Annotated in this window: 15 protein-coding genes; 3 read left to right on the top strand and 12 right to left on the bottom strand. The window is 32.2% G+C overall.

Annotation, left to right across the window (positions count from 1 at the left end):
* Positions 1-79: 79 nt before the first annotated feature.
* The 4 genes from AC3ITQ_RS11890 to AC3ITQ_RS11875 all read right to left on the bottom strand — a co-directional run bounded on the left by AC3ITQ_RS11890 (position 80) and on the right by AC3ITQ_RS11875 (position 6,660).
* Positions 80-529, bottom strand: coding sequence for a hypothetical protein (locus AC3ITQ_RS11890; protein WP_489234460.1), 450 nt, complete (start codon positions 527-529; stop codon positions 80-82).
* 154 nt (positions 530-683) lie between these two features.
* Positions 684-2,435 carry a TonB-dependent receptor gene (locus AC3ITQ_RS11885; RefSeq protein ID WP_489234459.1) on the bottom strand — a complete coding sequence of 584 codons (1,752 nt, stop codon included), beginning with the start codon at positions 2,433-2,435 and terminating at the stop codon, positions 684-686.
* 167 nt (positions 2,436-2,602) lie between these two features.
* A complete protein-coding gene (locus tag AC3ITQ_RS11880) occupies positions 2,603-3,466 on the bottom strand; it encodes a PhzF family phenazine biosynthesis protein (RefSeq protein WP_489234458.1) in 864 nt (287 codons plus the stop codon).
* A gap of 179 nt (positions 3,467-3,645) precedes the next feature.
* Positions 3,646-6,660: a tetratricopeptide repeat protein gene (locus tag AC3ITQ_RS11875; protein WP_489234457.1), complete on the bottom strand. Its 3,015-nt coding sequence runs from the start codon at positions 6,658-6,660 to the stop codon at positions 3,646-3,648.
* 422 nt (positions 6,661-7,082) lie between these two features.
* On the opposite strand from AC3ITQ_RS11875, the gene AC3ITQ_RS11870 reads away from it, so the two are divergent.
* Both AC3ITQ_RS11870 and AC3ITQ_RS11865 read left to right on the top strand, forming a co-directional pair.
* Positions 7,083-7,766, top strand: a complete 684-nt coding sequence (locus AC3ITQ_RS11870) for a cell division ATP-binding protein FtsE (RefSeq protein WP_074656568.1) — start codon at positions 7,083-7,085, stop codon at positions 7,764-7,766.
* The gene (locus AC3ITQ_RS11865) at positions 7,766-8,629 is read left to right on the top strand and encodes a glycosyltransferase family 2 protein (protein ID WP_489234456.1); all 864 of its coding nucleotides are present in this window, start codon (positions 7,766-7,768) and stop codon (positions 8,627-8,629) included. The genes AC3ITQ_RS11870 and AC3ITQ_RS11865 overlap by 1 nt, the downstream gene beginning before the upstream one ends.
* Here the strand turns inward: AC3ITQ_RS11865 and AC3ITQ_RS11860 are convergent.
* The 3 genes from AC3ITQ_RS11860 to AC3ITQ_RS11850 are packed head-to-tail and all read right to left on the bottom strand — an operon-like array spanning position 8,622 to position 11,212.
* Positions 8,622-9,716: a glycosyltransferase family 4 protein gene (locus tag AC3ITQ_RS11860; RefSeq protein WP_489234455.1), complete on the bottom strand. Its 1,095-nt coding sequence runs from the start codon at positions 9,714-9,716 to the stop codon at positions 8,622-8,624. The two genes, AC3ITQ_RS11865 and AC3ITQ_RS11860, sit on opposite strands and share 8 nt — an antisense overlap.
* Positions 9,713-10,117, bottom strand: coding sequence for a sugar 3,4-ketoisomerase (locus AC3ITQ_RS11855; RefSeq protein ID WP_072975734.1), 405 nt, complete (start codon positions 10,115-10,117; stop codon positions 9,713-9,715). Before AC3ITQ_RS11855 ends, AC3ITQ_RS11860 begins: the two co-directional genes overlap by 4 nt.
* Before the next feature lie 3 nt (positions 10,118-10,120).
* Positions 10,121-11,212: a glycosyltransferase gene (locus tag AC3ITQ_RS11850; RefSeq protein WP_489234454.1), complete on the bottom strand. Its 1,092-nt coding sequence runs from the start codon at positions 11,210-11,212 to the stop codon at positions 10,121-10,123.
* Positions 11,213-11,266: 54 nt separating this feature from the next.
* Between AC3ITQ_RS11850 and AC3ITQ_RS11845 the strand changes: the two genes are divergently transcribed.
* A complete protein-coding gene (locus tag AC3ITQ_RS11845) occupies positions 11,267-12,169 on the top strand; it encodes a glycosyltransferase (protein ID WP_489234453.1) in 903 nt (300 codons plus the stop codon).
* Positions 12,170-12,277: 108 nt separating this feature from the next.
* Here the strand turns inward: AC3ITQ_RS11845 and AC3ITQ_RS11840 are convergent, their stop codons facing one another.
* The 5 genes from AC3ITQ_RS11840 to AC3ITQ_RS11820 all read right to left on the bottom strand — a co-directional run bounded on the left by AC3ITQ_RS11840 (position 12,278) and on the right by AC3ITQ_RS11820 (position 17,312).
* The gene (locus tag AC3ITQ_RS11840) at positions 12,278-13,024 is read right to left on the bottom strand and encodes an acyltransferase (protein ID WP_489234452.1); all 747 of its coding nucleotides are present in this window, start codon (positions 13,022-13,024) and stop codon (positions 12,278-12,280) included.
* Positions 13,005-14,513, bottom strand: coding sequence for an O-antigen translocase (locus AC3ITQ_RS11835; RefSeq protein ID WP_489234451.1), 1,509 nt, complete (start codon positions 14,511-14,513; stop codon positions 13,005-13,007). The genes AC3ITQ_RS11840 and AC3ITQ_RS11835 overlap by 20 nt, the downstream gene beginning before the upstream one ends.
* Positions 14,514-14,516: 3 nt before the next feature.
* Positions 14,517-15,635 (bottom strand): DegT/DnrJ/EryC1/StrS family aminotransferase, encoded by a 1,119-nt coding sequence (locus AC3ITQ_RS11830; RefSeq protein ID WP_489234450.1) that lies wholly within the window; start codon positions 15,633-15,635, stop codon positions 14,517-14,519.
* The gene (locus AC3ITQ_RS11825) at positions 15,632-16,582 is read right to left on the bottom strand and encodes a FemAB family protein (protein ID WP_489234449.1); all 951 of its coding nucleotides are present in this window, start codon (positions 16,580-16,582) and stop codon (positions 15,632-15,634) included. Before AC3ITQ_RS11825 ends, AC3ITQ_RS11830 begins: the two co-directional genes overlap by 4 nt.
* A 127-nt stretch (positions 16,583-16,709) precedes the next feature.
* Positions 16,710-17,312: a trimeric intracellular cation channel family protein gene (locus AC3ITQ_RS11820; protein ID WP_194657611.1), complete on the bottom strand. Its 603-nt coding sequence runs from the start codon at positions 17,310-17,312 to the stop codon at positions 16,710-16,712.
* Positions 17,313-17,340 lie beyond the last annotated feature (28 nt).

Below are 17,340 nucleotides of genomic sequence, written 5' to 3'. Positions count from 1 at the left end.
TTAAAGAAACATTGAAAAGTATTCAATGGCAAGAATAAAAGTTGTTCAGAAATTATTCTTTCCTTAATCTTTAATTAAATTATTCAACAGTCTCAATAGTATAATGTGTCTTATTAATTTCAAATTGAAACCCAACTTTATTCCCCATTAAATGTGAACCCAAGGGAGATTGTGGGGAAAGTGCAATTACATTAATTCCTTCAATGGAAATTTTAGGAAGTGCTACACTCAAATACAAATGAATTCCGTTGGCTTTAACCAAACTTCCGGAAATAATATTCTCTGTTGTTTTTGAGGCATCAATTTTATCTAAAACAGCTTTTTGAGTAATCGCTTCTTTTAGTTTATTGGTTAGTTTCTCCTGCTCGATATGCATCATTGACAAAGCGGTTTCATGCTTATCGCCTGCAGAACCTTTAGCATCGTTTTTAGAATCTTCGGTCAAAGCCGAAATCATGTCTCTAAAAACATCTATTCGGTCCTGAACCATTTGTAAATAATAGGAATGTATTTTTTGTTTGAAGCTCATATGTGTATTGCCACGAAGGCGCTAAGTCGCAAAGATCGTAAAAAAAAGTTAGCCACGAATTCACGAATAAAATATTAATTTACTTCGTGAATTCGTGGCTAAAAATTATATTATAATAAACTTTGTGCCTTAGTGCCTTTGTGGCAAACTTCTTTTAAAAATCGAATTTATAATTTCCGCCTACTAAAACCTGGAATCCCTGAACCGGGTAATTTAACCATCTCTCGTAAGCCTGATTTCCTATATTATTCAATTTTAAAAAGAAAGTCAATCGTTCGCTGTATTTGTATCCTAAGTGTGCATTCGCATCAAAATAGCTTTTTAAAGTCACCGGAACACCAAGCGTTGTAACATCCATATTAGTCTGCATGTCTTTACGTTCTCCCACATAGAAAACATTTAAACCAGCGTACCATTGTTTGGTAATATTAACATCAAGATTAGAGCTTAATTTCATTGAAGGTAAATTCCATGCCTCTAGACCATCTTGTTTATAACTGTTAAAAGTCCCGTTGATTCCGAAAGAAACATTTTTAGAAAAATCAGCTTTTAATTCTGCATAAAAACGTAACGTTCTTACATCATCATAAACCACTCCAAATGAGTTTCCGAAAGCATAATTCTGATTATCAAAGTTCTCTGTATAATCATTGCTTTTAAACAAAGCTTTGTCTTTTTCGTTTAAATAAGAGCCAGTCAAATTATAATTAATATTATTAGCCAATTTTCCTTTTAAACCTGCAAAGACATTATACTGATTGCTAGTTGGTCTCATGTTTAAAGTTGGAGATAGAAATGGATTTTGAGTCACAAAATCGGCATAAGAATTTTGATTTAAACTACCATTTACTCCAGTGTAGAAAATCATTAAATCTCCTACTAATTTATAAGAAGCATTTACTTTTGGATAGATATAAAACTTGTTTCCGCTATTTTCAGAATCTAGCCCGTAATACAATCCTGCACCTAATTCTAATGTCCAATCATTTTCATGAACAACAAAACTTGGCTCGATTCCAAAATTAGTTAAGCTATATTTTACAGGTTCTAAATTAGTACGCTCATAATTATTTTCAAAAGATCCGCTTACGTGATCCACAATAATATTGGTATTGATTGACTGATCCATTACATCTACTTTGAAAGAAGGCTTCACATAAAAGCGGTTTTCTGAAGAAGAAAAACTATCTGAAAAATGCGTAAATCTGGTGTCAATTTTATTAAAAATCCCTTCATTGAATTCTATATTTCCACCTAACGAAATCGTGTTATAAGAATGATTTGGGTTAATTCCTCTAATTAAATCTTCTTGTGTTTCTGGTGGCAAAGTCATTCCAAAATCAGTTGGCAAACCATACCAATTGTACACTTGATTTTGATATCCTAAATCTACTGCCCAGGACATATCGCGATTATTTACACCATAACCAACATTCAAAGCCGTATCATAAAATTCATCGTTCAGATTCACATCTTTGATTCCGCCTTGCGAAGAATGATGACGAAACATTCCTGCCAAATAATCGTTGTTTCCTAGCTCTTGTGTTACAAATAATTCAGCATTCAAAGTCCCATAATTTCCAACTCCAAGAGTCGCATAATTACTAAACAATCTTTCTTTTTTTGATTTTTCAACCCCTTCAGCCTTTCCTTTTGAAGGCGTAAAAGTTGATGCCACCGGAACTGACAAAATACTATATTTAATAGTCTCTTTTGGCTGATTTCCGCTATCGTCAAGCGAAGGAGTTTCTTTCACTTTAAAAGCATCTGAAATAGTTGGCGAATAAGGCTTTACGACATTTACTGTTTCTGTTCCGATACTTTCATTTTTCTTTTGAGCAAACGAAAGCTGAACAACAAACAGCAGGAGTAAAATGATGGTTTTATTTTGGCATTTAATTTTCATACTTTATTTTTTTTAAAGACTTTTAGAGAAAAGAATAAAGAGAAAAGACTTCCAATCTTTGCTTTACAATCTATATTCTATTTCCTATTCTCTATTTTCTAATATCTTTCTTCTTGGCTCTATTTTCTTAAATCTATATTCTATTTTCTATACTCTATACTCTTAAACTAAGCTTCCCACTCTCCTTTTGCAACAAACTGCGCTTTTCCTCCAATCTGAATATCAAATTGATTGTCAGTTAATTTTCCTTTGAAATAAATCTGAGACGGACGACCAATATAATCTCCCTGATAATTAGTCAATTCAAATTCAGGCTTATGATACTTTAGCAGAAATGCCTGCAAACATGTACTTGCACTTCCGGTGGCTGCATCTTCAATCAATTGATTGTGCTCAATGCATAACATTCTGCTCAACAATTTTGAACCTTCTAAATAATAAAAATACAAGCCTCTGTGTGCTGTTTTACAATTCTTTTTTAGCCATTCATCTGTTTTATCTTTATCCAAAACCAAATTTTCCAAGGCTCTTTTACTGCTTAATCCTACCATTACAAAAGCACTTCCGGTTGTCACTTCCTGAATTGGAAATTGATTTTCAAAATCCTCTTTTTTCAGATTACTAAATGCCGTAAAATCTTCTTTTGAAAAAATATCCCAAAACTTAGGCTGTGCTGCTTTTAACCAAATCAGCTCTTCTGTTTTATGAATAGCAATTGGCCCAATCGGAACATTTAATTTTATATTCTCAGGCGAATTCTCAAATACTTTATTTATCAAAATCCACGAAGTTCCAATTATAGGATGACCTGCAAACTGCATTTCATGTTCTGGTGTAAAAATTTTAACGTCGGCACTGTTGTTTGCTCTATCCAGTTTTGTTATAAATGTACTTTCCGCAAAATTAATTTCACGTGCCATGTTTTGCATTTCTTCTGAACTCAAATTTCCTGCATCTAAAAAAACTGCAAGCTGATTTCCGGCATATTTTTTATCAGTAAAAACATCAACTATATAAAAAGGTAAACTCATTTTTTTATTTTTTTTTAAAGAATATAGAGCAAAGAATAACGATAATAGACTTCCAATCTTTGCTTTCATTTTTTTATTTAGAATAAAGAGAATAGACTTTTTTTAAATCTTTTCTCTTTCATCTTGCATCTATTTTCTTTACTATTTATTCTATATTCTATATTCTATACTCTTTATTCTTATTTAGTAATCGACGAATTCGTTTTTGATTCTTCCAACTTAATCGCACTTAATTCTTTTTTAGCTTCTTCCACTACATCCGGGAAATCCGTGAAATTGTTGATTACGTTATCCAGAATGTAAGTTGCCTGATAACTATCTTTTAATCCGTAGAAATTTTTTGCCATTAAGACCAAACTCTTCGCTCCGTAATATTTATAACCAGAATAATTTTTTGCCAGTTTTTGAACCGAAACATTCGAGGCATCAAATTTCCCTTCTTTAGTTTTAAAGTACGCATCGTAATACAAAGCTTCTGCCGCTAATTCTCCTTTAGAAGTCGTCGATAATTTCGCGTAAGCTGTTTTAGCTTTGTCTTCATCGCCCGTCTGCATTGCGGCACGCGCTACGATAATCTGGGCATCTGCTTTTACATTCGCATCTGCTTTTGGATTTTGCAATACTTTATCTGCTGAAATTACAGCGTTATTATAATCTTTTTTGTCATAATAACATTTCATCAAATTAGCTTGTGCGAAGTTTTTATTTTGAGCAGAATCGGATTCATTTTCTAAACGAACTAATACCGGAATCGATTTATCACAATCCTTTGCTTTCAGGTAAATCTGAGCTAATTTATTTAAAGATTGCTCAGTAAATTCGTTTCTTGGCTGATCAATCACATATTGATAACTAGCAATAGATTTAACCTCTGAACCCTCTGCATAAAGCAATTGTGCCAAATAAAAATTAGCTTCAAGTGCGTGTAAGCCTGACGGAAATTTACTCACATAACCACTAAAACCAGTAATCGCTTGTTTGCTGTTATTTTGACTGTATTGCTTGAATGCAGCATCGTAAGTGTCGTTATCCAGTTCAGCATCTGTAACCGACACAAAATCTAATGTACGTACCCACGTCGCATACTCATCTACTTTTCCTGAATCAACATAAATTAATCTTGCTGTAGAAACCGCTTCTAAAGCTTCCGGAGTTTTTGGAAATTCAGCCGCTACTTTTTTGAATTTCAACAAAGCCTGTTCATCACGATCTGAATTGTAGTAAATCAGACCTTGTTTTAAAATTGATTTCGAGGTAAACGAACCATTTTTATATTCTGAAATCAACTGATCATAGGTTTTAATTGCCTGATCGTTCTTTTTCTCAGCCACATACGTATTTCCTAATTCATACAAAGCATCATCACGATACTCAGATTTTTTGTACATCTGAAGGAAGTTATTCAACTCCTCTACTTTCTTATCATTTTTAGACATGAAACCGTATGAAATTGCTTTTTGAAATTGAGCATAATCGGCATCAACACCTTTTGCTGCAATTGCTTTTGCGTATGCTTCATTTGCGGCACTATATTTTGAAGTTACAAATCGGCAATCTCCCAAACGCAAATAGGAATCATTTAAACGTGATTTATCAGCTGGAGCATTATCAATTTGAGCCTGAAATGAATTCGCCGCCTGATCGTATTCTTTCAATTTAAAATAGGTGTATCCAATATTATAATTGATGTTTTTATATTCTTCTGTCGATTTTGCTGCCGCCTGACCCGCAAACTGTTTGTAGGTTAACAATGCATTCTGAAAATCATCTAAAAGATATTCCGTTTCCGCTTTCCAGAAAGTCGCACGCGCTGTAAACTCAGGTGTTTTTTGTTCGCTCATGGCACTTTTAAACATTTTTCCGGCTTCTGCATAATTAGATTCGTTATACAATTCCAATCCTCTGTAAAAAAGTACTTTTTGATAAGCTGCTTTATTCTCTGCAGATCTATTTTTCTCCAATAAAATCAAAGCTTCTTTATAGTTTTTAGACGAAATATAAGAATCAACCAAAAGTTTTTCTACTTCGGCTCTGCTTGAATTATTTGGATATTTTTTTAAGAAATCAAGTAGAATTCCGGGAACGGTTTGGTACGCATTTCCTATTTCATAACTCAATTTAGCATAATTCAAAGCTGCATCTTCCTGAATTTGCGCGTTGAATTCCATTTCAGAAGCGTTTTTAAAAGCATTTAAAGCTTCTTGTTTTTTGCCTGTATTCAAATAACTTAAACCTAAATGATAATAAGCATTTTGCGCTACGAAATCTTTTCCTTCAATGATTTTATTGAATTGAGAAATTGCTTTTTCGTATTCTTTTTGCTCATAATAAGCGTAACCTAACTGATAGAAATCGGTATTATTCCATTTTCCTTTTTTACCTGCATATTGCTCTAAAAACGGAATCGCCTTGCCGTATTGTTTTAGATTGAAATAACTTTCTCCAATAATTTTATTCAGTTCTGACTTTTCTATTTCATTTGATTTCGCCATTGCTTTCTGGCCTAAATCAATTGCTTTTTGGAAATTTCCAAGCTTGAAATTCATATCTGCCTGATAGTACGATAGCTTTTCTTTGTATTTTTCTTCGCCTGAAACTTCATCAAAATATTTAGTTGCTTCTTTATAATCATCACCTTCATAAGCCATAAAACCTAAGTAATATTTGGCCTGAGAACCAAATTCAGGAGAGTTTACTACTTTATTGAAATAAGTTGTTGCTTCTTTTTTCTTTTTAGCATTAAAGTAACTGTATCCTTTCTGAAAATTAAATTTATCAGAATCAGCTTTACTCATGTAACTTTCATCTACTTTATCAAACCATTGCAACGCTTTTGGGTAATTTCCCTGTTCGAAGAAAAACTGAGCTACTTCAATATAAGCCTGATTTTGTTTGGTACTTGTTGGATAATCGCTCACAAATTTTTCCATCAACGCATCGGCATTTGCCTGATTGGTTCTGATGGCACAATTAGCGATGTAATAGGCGCAGTCTGACTGAACTTCTTCAGTTGTAGCGTGGTTTTTTACATATTCAAAAATATGTTGTGCCGAAGCATATTGTTTATCATTATATAAAGCCAGTGCTTTGTCAAAATCCTTTAAATCGTATGTGTATATAGCTGATTTTTGTGCCGAAACTGTGGTCGAAATGAGGATTATTTGGAGTAAAAAGAACCAGGAAAGTTTACGCATTGTAATTATATTTAGTATTCAAATGTATCATTTTATACCGTCTATAACGAAACGTTTCTCGCATTTATTATGAACAAAAAATTTAACAGACCACATTTAACAGCTTCTGAGCGGGTATTTTTCGACCATATAAGTGATATAAGTAATTATAACCTAGAGGTTTTTATCAACGTATACAACTCTGGAGATCATATAAGTTTTTCGAAATAAAAAACTTTTAGCACAATCCATTAAAATGTACTTACATCACTTATATGGTTAAACATCATTTGTAATAAAATCTTTTCCACAATTTGCTAAAATGACCTTATATCACTTATATGGTGAAAAATTTTCATTTCAATATTTTATCAGAAATGATTGAAATTTATTTTGAATCCAACCGTTAACTTCTTACTTTTACCAATCAAATCAATTTTATTATGTCACAAACCGTACTGTCTCTTAAAGAAGTCACTATATATCAGGAAGGAAGAAAAATTTTATCTCATATTAATTTAGATGTTCAGCATGGCGAATTCATCTACATCATTGGAAAAACTGGTTCCGGAAAAAGTAGTTTCTTAAAAACTTTATACGCAGATTTACCTTTAAGCGAAGGTGAAGGTCATATAGTTGAGTTTGACCTGGCAACTCTAAAAGAAAGTGACATTCCGTATTTGAGACGTAAAATTGGAATTGTATTTCAGGACTTTAAATTGCTTCCGGACCGTTCTATAAAAGACAATATGTTGTTTGTTTTGAAGGCAACGGGATGGACTGAAAAAGAAGCCATGGAACACAAAATCGATGAAGTTTTGGATAAAGTTGGTATGAAAGATTTCGTTAATAAAATGCCGCATCAGCTTTCCGGAGGGGAACAACAACGTGTTGCTATTGCACGTGCCTTATTAAACGATCCTGAATTCATCCTTGCCGATGAACCAACCGGAAACCTTGATCCACAAACAAGCTCTGAAGTTCTTGAAGTATTGAAAAACATCAATGCTCTTGGCAAAACGGTTATCATGGCAACGCACGATTATGCTTTGTTAATGAAATTCCCATCTAAAACTTTGAAGTGCGAAGATGAAAGAATCTTCGAAGTGGTGCAACGCTCTGTGTAATGTTCTCCATCTTAATTCCGGTTTATAATTATACTGTTTTACCACTTGTAAATGAGTTAGTAAAGCAATGTAATGCTAGTGGAATTACTTTTGAAATTCTTTGTCAGGACGATGCATCAAATTCACCAAAAAACATTCTCAGTCAAGAAATTAATCTTCTTCCCAATTGTTCATTTTTTATAAATGAAATCAATTTAGGAAGAGGAAAAAACATCAATTCTTTAGCTCAAAAAGCAATTTATAATTGGTTATTGATTTTAGACTGCGATACTTTTCCAACTGACTTTAATTTCATTAAAAACTATGTTGAAGTAATTTCAGATTCATCAAAAAATATATTTTTTGGTGGAATTATTTATGAAGATAAAAAACCTGAAAAAGAAAAACTTTTGCGCTGGATTTATGGACAAAAAAGAGAAACTTATTCTCTTTTAACTTCTAATTTAGTGGTCAAAAAAGAAGTTTTTCTGCAACATCCTTTTGACGATTCTATTACAAAATACGGTTATGAAGATTTGTGTTTTTTCTCTCTTTTAAAGAAAAATAATTTTGAAGTTTCCTTAATTGAAAATCCAACTTTTCATTTGAATTTAGAGACTTCTGAAGTCTTTTTGAATAAAACGAAAACCGCTTTAGAAAACCTTGTTTTTCTTTATAATTCAAAGAAAATTTCTTCAAAAGAAAGTAAAATAATAAAAGCATTTGAACTTCTGAAAAAACTAAAACTAACAAAAATTTTATCTTTCCTTTTCAAAAAAAATCAAATCAAAGTTGAACGGAATTTACTTTCTGAAAATCCTTCTTTGTTTTTGTTTGATCTTTATAAGTTGGGATATTTTTGCCGTTTAAAAAAGTTTAATTAAAATTCAAACTCTCCAAAAACTCCCTCCACTGCTCCATTATCTTTTTGACTGAATATTGTTTTGAAGTCTCTTTAGCATCCAAACCAAATTTCCCTCGAACTTCTTCATTTTCAATCAAAAAAGAAAGTTTTTCAACAAACATTTCAATATTATTATCCGGGATTAAAAAACCATTTTCTGCATTTGTAATTATCGCACGCGGGCCGGTTGGGCAATCATAAGCGATACAAGGCAAACCAGAAGCTAATGCTTCCAACAAAACCATTGGAAAACCTTCTGTTCTTGAAGTCATCACACAAATAGAGGCTTTCAGATATTTTTTTTGAATATTTTTAACAAAATGCAGATAATTGATTCCCGATTCTATTTCTAATTTTAAAGCTTCCTGTTCTAAAGAATCGACGTCATCTGTATAAATATCTAATGTCCAATCCGGATATTTCTCTCCGATTTCCTTCCAAATTAAAAGCAATCTGTCTAAACCTTTTTCATAAGAATTTCGTGCAATTGCAATTACTTTTTTCTGTTTTAAATCAGCATTTTTTTTAGTTTTTATCCAGGACGGATTCGGAATCACAACGCCGTTTTCAGCACTCCATTCTTTTAAATTTTCTTCTGAAAGTGCTACTATTTTGATAAATTTTTGGACGCCAAAATCTTTAAATCCATATTTTATTTTCTCAAGTGATTTGGAGATAAAATTCGTCTTCTGAATTTCTTCTTCAATAAATTTAGAACCATGACATTCAAATACAATTGGAGTTTTCGTTTTGGCTATAAAAGGAAAAACAAACGCTTTTAATCCATTATCGGCAACCAAAATAACATCTGGTTTTATTTGATTTATCTTTTGATTTATTTGCTTTTGAAAAGAATTGAAAAAGTTAAAAACATTTCCTTTCAAAATCATATTATGAAAAACAATCTCTGAATCGAATTCATAAAATGGCATTTCATTCTTTTCATTTTGAGACAGAATATGAACTTCATATCCAAAATGTTCCACAAAGTAATTGGCTTTAATAGCCAGAACTCTGGCAACTCCGCCAGCCGTTTTTATTTTTGGAACAATGTAAAGCAGTCTCATTTTTTAGATTTCAAAAAAACATCATAATCCCGAATATAATCGGATTCTTCAAAAACATCCGAAGCCAAAACCAGACAAACAGCACCGGAAGAAAAGTTTTCCAGTTCTCTCCAAATTCCTTTTGGAAGATGCAAGCCAATATTGGGCTTGTTCAGTAAATAACTTTTTTTATTAGTTCCGTCGTTTAAAGTGACTTCAAAACTTCCACTTAAAGCGATTAAAACTTCATGCTGTTCAATATGCGAATGTCCGCCACGAAAAGCACTGCTCGGCACATCAAAAAGATAATAAACGCGTTTGAACTCAAACGGTAATATATCATTTTGAATAAAAGCCAAATTCCCGCTTAAGTCTTCTACAACCGGAATTTTTAACAATGCTATGTCCTGAATTGTCGTCATATTTTAATTGGCTTTGAGTAAATGTAGCCATTCTTGTCCAATTTTTTCTAATAAAAAAGGCTGAATACTTTCAAGTGTATTTTCTTTGCAATATTGATATAAAACTTCATCCGAAACCAATAAATTCATTACTTCTGTCAATTTTCCCCAATTCTGATTTTCTACCAAAATTCCATTTTCAAAAGAAGTAATAATATCTCTTGGTCCAAAATCACAATCGAAAGAAACAACCGGCGTTTTACAGGCCAAAGATTCTAAAATAACATTCGGTAACCCTTCATTTTTACTGCATAAAACTAAGAATTTAGCTTTAACCATAAACTGAAAAGGATTGGTTTGATATCCTACAAGATGAACAAATTCCTCAATATCATTCTCAAATGCTATTTTTCTGAGTTTTATGCCGTTTCCATCTCCCACAATAATCAGATGAATTTGCTTTTGTGGCAAATTAGATTTCGCATAACTTGAAATCAGTTTATCAAACTGTTTTATTTCGTTTTCATATTGCCCAACTGCCACAATAAAATCGAATCCAATTTTGATATTTTCTTTTTGCTTTTCAAGAATTTCCTCTAAATAAATTGGATTAGGAATTGTAACAACATTTTGTAATTGATGTTTATTTTCGATCAATGTTTTCATTTCAGCCGTGATTGCCACATTAGCTAGACAGTAATTGTACATTAATCTCGTTAACCATGAATTATCAGGCATATAATGATCGATCAAAAAACTATGAACGGTAAAAATGGTCTTCGTATTGTAAATTAATCTCGCTAAAATAAGTTCTTGAATCACTTTAGTTCGAAAGCGAAAATCGATGATGAAATCAAATTTATTCTCGTTCATATATTTTCGTAAAGCCCATAATCTTTTGGCTTTATTGAAGAATCCGTTGCTCTTGTTTTTGAGTAATCCGAGATTTACTAATTTTCCCGAATAGGGAAAACTAACTTCATCCAAAACGATAATGATATCAACTTCAAAACCTTCTCTTTCAAAAAATATAGACAAATTCGCCATCACTTTATCGCTCCCGCCTCCGCTTAAGCGATAGCCAATTAAAGCAATTTTCTTTTTTTTGTGAGACATTATCATCCGTGATTTCTTATTTTCGTATCAAATATATAACTCTTTAAAAACAATATGCAAGATAAATCATTAGTGACCATTATTTGCTTGTGTTACAATCAGGAAAAGTATGTTGTGGAGAGTTTATTTTCGGCAATACATCAGGATTATCCTTTTATTGAAGTAATTGTTGTAGATGATTTTAGCACCGATAATTCTAAAGAAGTAATTCAAAAATGGCTTGTTGATTATCCTGAAATTCAATTTATAGCGAATGAAACCAATTTAGGAAGCACAAAATCCTTCAATAAAGCATTAAAATTAGCTAAAGGCGATTATATCATTGATTTAGCTTGCGACGATATTTTACTCCCAAATTGCGTTTCTTTACAATTAAAAGCTTTTCAGGAAAGTTCGTTCAAAAACTTAGGCGTTGTTTATGGAAATGCCGAATTAATTAATGAAAAAGGCGATTTCTATTTTTATTATTTCCCAGTTGATTCCGATAAAAAGACAATCGAAAAAAGAGCAACCGGAGATATTTATTTGAGTGTTATTACTGGCGGAAATAGTATTTGCTCTGTTTCATCCATGGTTAAAAAATCAGTTTTTGATGCTTTGAATGGTTACGACGAGAATCTCGCTTATGAAGATTTAGATCTTTGGATTCGCGCTTCCAGAGTTTATGATTTTGATTATATTGATGAAATTTTAATCAAAAAAAGGATTTCGTCCACTTCATTTGGAACTCATTTTTTCATTAAAAATGATGCGAGATCTAAGAGAATAAATTATTCGACCTATTTAATAATTCAGAAAGCAATCGCTTTAAACTGTTCTAAAATCGAACATAAAGCGATTTTGAAAAGAATGCATTTTGAAATGATTTTGGCTTTTAAAACTGCTGATTACAAGTTGTTATTCAAGTACATTTTATTGGAAATAAAGCAAAGATTCAGGATAATTTTCTGTAAATGAGTTAAGCAAAAAATTAAGAAAAATCCGTTTTATACGCGTTGCTTAAAGAACGCGGATAAAACGGATTCGCTCAAGCGAAGACGCGGATAAAAACGGATTTCTTATTTATTAAACCGTCAAAAAATCATCCAATTGTTGTTTTTCGCCTTCCCAATCTCTAGAAATATTATTTCTTATTAATTTTGCCGGAATTCCTCCAATTAAAATATTTTCTCCTAAATTTTTATAATCTTTTGTACACAAACTATTCGATGCTATGGTGCAGAAATTGGGCGTTTGCGTTCCTTTCATGATCGAAACCCTGTTGCTTCCAAAATTGTAATTTCCAATAAAAATAGGAGCTGATTTTTGCAATTTTTCGCCTGTTTGCGTATCAATTAAATCATGGAAATTGGTATCTATAATCTGAGCTTCAGAACCAAATCTTGCATAATCTCCCAGAACGATTTTTTCGGTACAAATTATTTTTCCACCTGATGCCATTGAAGCCAGATTTCCTAATTCACAAACGGCATTTTCTCCAACAAATACAAAACAATCTTTTCCAAATTGAAACTTTCCTTTGAAAGTCAATTTTCCCAAAATAAAGATTTCAGCTATACCTTTGTGAGCCGAATTCAGTTCGTAAGGCTGGCCAAAACCAATCATTCCTTTTTGGATCTTTCCTTCAATCTGGATCTCTCCTTTTATCGAAGTAAATTTTACTCTTCCGTAAAAGAAAACCGGAAGCTTTTTAGCCGTTTCAAAAGGGAATTTTTTAAAATTAAAGTACAGCGTTTTGATCCAGTTTACTTTGCAGTAAAACCGGAGTTTATGATAAAAAGAGCGACATTTTCTATAGCTGTTCTGAATCATTTTTATCTTTTTTTCGCTGAACAAATGACGTAAATATTTCGTTTACATTCATCTTTTTATTCAATTGATAAAAACTAAAAGCAAATGAAATTAAAATCATTAAGGTCATTAAACTGTATTTTAAAACTGGAATTTCGATATATCGAAGCAAAAATGTGCTAATACAAATTGCAAAACATACGAAATAAGCTTTATAAAAATCAGGATTAAAATAGAAATCATAGCGATTTTTGGTAATGATTTTTAATCCAATAAAATGGAACAAAAAATATAAACAGAAACTAAATCCTAAACCTTCCAAACCGTAAAAATAATAACCTAAAATATTCATTACTAACGATAGAATATTAAAACCAATTGCTGTTTTAATAAACATTTTCGAATCGCCTTTTGCAATTAAAATGAAACCCACTGCCCAGGAAACCGCGCGGAACAACATTCCTATAATTCCGAAACAAACCATCGGAATAATAGCATTGAAATTAGGGTTATAAATTATTGGAATTATGACCGAAACGAAAGTCAGAAACAAGAGAATAATAGGTGTTATAATAATGATTGAAATGAACGCTTGTTGCACAACACTTTCTCTAACCTTATCATTATCAGAATTAATGGAAGATAATTTCGGAAAATAATCGGTGCTCATAACAGTAAAAATTATTCCGACATAAGAGTTTAGCAATGTAAAACCAGCGTTGTAAAATCCGACTTGTTCTAAGCCTCCATTTTTTCCGATATAAATCTGAACCAAATACGTTGATAAAAGTGTCAAAACGCTACTTATCGTCAGCATAAAGCCCAATTTCACAATTGCTTTTCCTTCTAATAAAAGTCCCCGATTAGAAACGATTTCTTTTTCAGTTTTGATTTTATTCGAATAATAAAAAGAGAAAATTAAAGCTGATAAAGACGCAATTATTATGGTTGGAATTATGGCATCAACTCTTAAAAAGTAATACAGCGGAATCGAAAAAAGTAAGCCAAATAAATTGCCATATAAATTGGCTTTGGCCAGCAATTTCATTTGTCGCAAACCTTGCAAAACGGCTAATTGACCTGACGATAATTGCTTGAATAAAACGGTTATTGCAATGAATACAAAGGAATAAGTCTGATCCGAATCTCCAAAAGTAATGATGCTCAATGCTTTTGAAAAAAGAATCGTCAGCAACATTCCGAAAATACCAGTAAAAAAAACAATTCTTTTTACGATTTGAATAGTCTTTGAAACGGTTTTTAAATCGTTGTTTTTATACTCTTCTGAGATATTTTTTACAGCGCTGGTTTCGATTCCGAAGCCCGAAATACTACTTATGACACTCAAAGTTGAATTCAGCAAAGCAATGATTCCCATTCCCGCCGGGCCGATAAAAACTGCTATTAATTTGGTTCTGATAATCGAAATTAAAATATTAAAAAATTGAACTCCTCCAAAAAGTGAAGTTGTTTTTAGAATCTGCTGATATGAAGATTTGCTATCAGACACTAATTAGTATTGGTTTAAAGTTTCGACGATAAAATCAACTTCAGTCTCTGTTAAAACCGGACTCATTGGTAAACTCAAAACTTCATTGTGAATTTTCTCCGTAATAGGAAATGACGAATTATTCCATTCTTTAAATGCCTTTTGTTTGTGTGGTGGAATTGGATAATGTATTACAGTCTGAATATTATTTTGCGTTAAATATTCCTGCAAAGCTTCTCTATTGTCAGTTCTAATCACAAACAAATGAAACACATGATTACTCGAAAAATCCCAAAACGGAAGTATTATTTTGTCATTTTTGATTTCAGATAAATAGCGTTTTGCAATAACACGACGTTTATTATTATCAGCATCTAAATTAGGTAATTTCAGATTTAAAAAAGCAGCCTGTAGTTCATCTAATCTGGAATTTACACCAATATATTCGTTATAATATTTTTGTTCAGAACCATAATTCCGAAGAGAGAAAATAATTTTCGCCAACTCTGAATCGTTTGTCGTAATCGCTCCACCGTCACCCAAACATCCTAGATTTTTTCCAGGATAAAAGCTGAAAGCTATTGCAGATCTTACATTGCCGTCAAGTTTGGAATTTGGTACTTCTTTTTTGGAATTTGATACAGCTCCATGTGACTGCGCCAAATCTTCAACAATAATTAAATTATTTTGAATTGCGATTTCATTTATTTTTTCCATTTCGGCCAATTGTCCATACAAATGAACAACTAAAATGGCTTTTGTTTTTGAAGTAATTTTCTCCTGAATCAAATCCGGATTGATGTTGTAGGTTTCTAATTTTGGTTCGACTAAAACCGGAATCAAATCAGCTTGCAAAATCGCTAAAATACTGGCAATATAAGTATTTGCCGGAACGATAACTTCATCTCCTTTTCGGAGTTTTCCCAACTGAATGTAGCCTTTAAATATCAGGACTAAGGCATCAAAACCATTCCCTACTCCAATGCAATATTTCGTTTGGTTGTATTCGGCGAAAGCCTTTTCAAAAGTTTCCAATTCCTTCCCTAAAATATACCAACCGTTGTTTAAAACCAGTTTCAGTTTTTCCTGAAAAGCAGTTTCATAAGGTTCGTTTATTTTTTTTAGATCCAGAAATGGTATCATTTAATATCGATTTTATAAAAATCCTGATTGTAAACAGCACAGCCTAATTCTTCTTTTTGTTGCAAAAGTCCGGGATGATACCCTTTTTCATCCTCTGAATTTACAATCCCCATATCAAAAAACTTCTTGCCTTTACGTTTGTATTTATGCATCAAATTAATGAATAAAAAGTCTAGTGCTCTTACTTGCTCGCCTTTTTCAGAAGTGGCGCCGTATTGCGATTTGACTACATTCTCCGTTTCAAAAATAGTTATTCCCGCAATAATCTCATCATTTTGATAAACAGAATATTGCCTGATCTTTTCAGGAAATTTTTGCTTTAACAAGGCTATTTCTTCTTTAGTATGAACGGGTTTTGCATTGAATTTTTCCAATAATCTTGGCTCCAGAATCGTTTCCCAAAAAGGTTCAAAATGTTTTTCTTCTATAATATCCAAATCAAGATTCTCAATCCTTCTAAAATGCTTCATTTTGCTTTTAGAAATATGTAAAGGCAATTGTAGATTTACAGCCAAATTCATTTCTTTTCGCTCTGACAAAGCGCCTCTATTATGCAAAAAGAAATCAATTTCCTGATTTCCCTTCGGAAAATAGAAACTTGGGATAGGTTTATAATGAAAAGCTTCAATTGTATTTTTCTTTAAGAATAATAAAATTTCATCTAAAATTGACTCGACTTTTTCTGCCTTCAATTTAGACGAAAACAATAAACCCCCATAAGTTAATCCCTGATGAGAGTGGACCGATTTTCCTTTTATATTGGCGGGCAAAACTGCTTTTAGTTTTCCATTTTCAAAAACCAAAAGCGAAAAATCTTCAAAACGATCCTGGTGATATTCCATAAAATCACGATGAAACAAAAACGTAGCATTTTTGGCCAGAGCGACAAAATCGTTCCAGATGGCGTAATCGTTTTGATCGTATTTTTTTATAGAGAATTCACTCATTTTCAAGTCCTGTTAATTATTTCTTCAAGTGAAAAAATAGCCACGAATTCAAGAATTATCATTAACAAAAAACAATAAAATTCGTGAATTCGTGGCTAAAAATCTTCAATTATTATTTTATAAAATCTTATTTATGACTGAACGCCGGTAAATACCATTTAAATTTTACCGCCAGCAAACGTACGGTAATAATCACAACCGAAGTCAGTAAATATAAAACATCGTTATCCAGATTCAGACTTCTTAATGCGAAAAACACGATTCCGCCAAAAATGCAAATCGTAGCATAGATTTCTCTTCTAAAAATCGTTGGAATCTCGGTACATAAAATATCCCGAATTACACCTCCAAAACAAGCTGTCATAGTTCCTAAAGCAATACAAATTACAGGATGCAATCCTTTTGAGATACCTTTCTCCAGACCAATTAAAGTAAAAACGCCTAAACCAATTGTATCAAATAAAAACAAAGAGGTTCTTAATTTTTCAAACTTTTTACGGAAAAGAATCGCAAGAAAAAAACCTAAAATAATCACATAAACGTATTGCAAATCTTTCATCCAGCCCACCGGCGTTCTGCCAATTAAAACATCACGAAGTGTTCCGCCCCCCACCGCCGTTACAAAAGCAATAATAAAAACCCCAAACGGATCCAGTTTTTTATGCATTGCCGTTAAAGCGCCGGACATAGCAAAAGCCATTGTACCGATAATATCTAATAAGTGGAACATTTCTTTTTTTTAGGTTCAAAGGCTCAAA

Source organism: Flavobacterium sp. KH_001 (assembly GCF_057840745.1).
The sequence above is the reverse complement of the archived record's forward strand: the minus strand, read 5'-3'. Positions and strand labels throughout refer to the sequence as shown.

Coding starts and splice junctions, on each gene's coding strand:
- AC3ITQ_RS11890 (WP_489234460.1), bottom strand. CDS start 529: ATGAGCTTCAAACAAAAAATACATTCCTATTATTTACAAATGGTTCAG.
- AC3ITQ_RS11885 (WP_489234459.1), bottom strand. CDS start 2,435: ATGAAAATTAAATGCCAAAATAAAACCATCATTTTACTCCTGCTGTTT.
- AC3ITQ_RS11880 (WP_489234458.1), bottom strand. CDS start 3,466: ATGAGTTTACCTTTTTATATAGTTGATGTTTTTACTGATAAAAAATAT.
- AC3ITQ_RS11875 (WP_489234457.1), bottom strand. CDS start 6,660: ATGCGTAAACTTTCCTGGTTCTTTTTACTCCAAATAATCCTCATTTCG.
- AC3ITQ_RS11870 (WP_074656568.1), top strand. CDS start 7,083: ATGTCACAAACCGTACTGTCTCTTAAAGAAGTCACTATATATCAGGAA.
- AC3ITQ_RS11865 (WP_489234456.1), top strand. CDS start 7,766: ATGTTCTCCATCTTAATTCCGGTTTATAATTATACTGTTTTACCACTT.
- AC3ITQ_RS11860 (WP_489234455.1), bottom strand. CDS start 9,716: ATGAGACTGCTTTACATTGTTCCAAAAATAAAAACGGCTGGCGGAGTT.
- AC3ITQ_RS11855 (WP_072975734.1), bottom strand. CDS start 10,117: ATGACGACAATTCAGGACATAGCATTGTTAAAAATTCCGGTTGTAGAA.
- AC3ITQ_RS11850 (WP_489234454.1), bottom strand. CDS start 11,212: ATGTCTCACAAAAAAAAGAAAATTGCTTTAATTGGCTATCGCTTAAGC.
- AC3ITQ_RS11845 (WP_489234453.1), top strand. CDS start 11,267: ATGCAAGATAAATCATTAGTGACCATTATTTGCTTGTGTTACAATCAG.
- AC3ITQ_RS11840 (WP_489234452.1), bottom strand. CDS start 13,024: ATGATTCAGAACAGCTATAGAAAATGTCGCTCTTTTTATCATAAACTC.
- AC3ITQ_RS11830 (WP_489234450.1), bottom strand. CDS start 15,635: ATGATACCATTTCTGGATCTAAAAAAAATAAACGAACCTTATGAAACT.
- AC3ITQ_RS11825 (WP_489234449.1), bottom strand. CDS start 16,582: ATGAGTGAATTCTCTATAAAAAAATACGATCAAAACGATTACGCCATC.
- AC3ITQ_RS11820 (WP_194657611.1), bottom strand. CDS start 17,312: ATGTTCCACTTATTAGATATTATCGGTACAATGGCTTTTGCTATGTCC.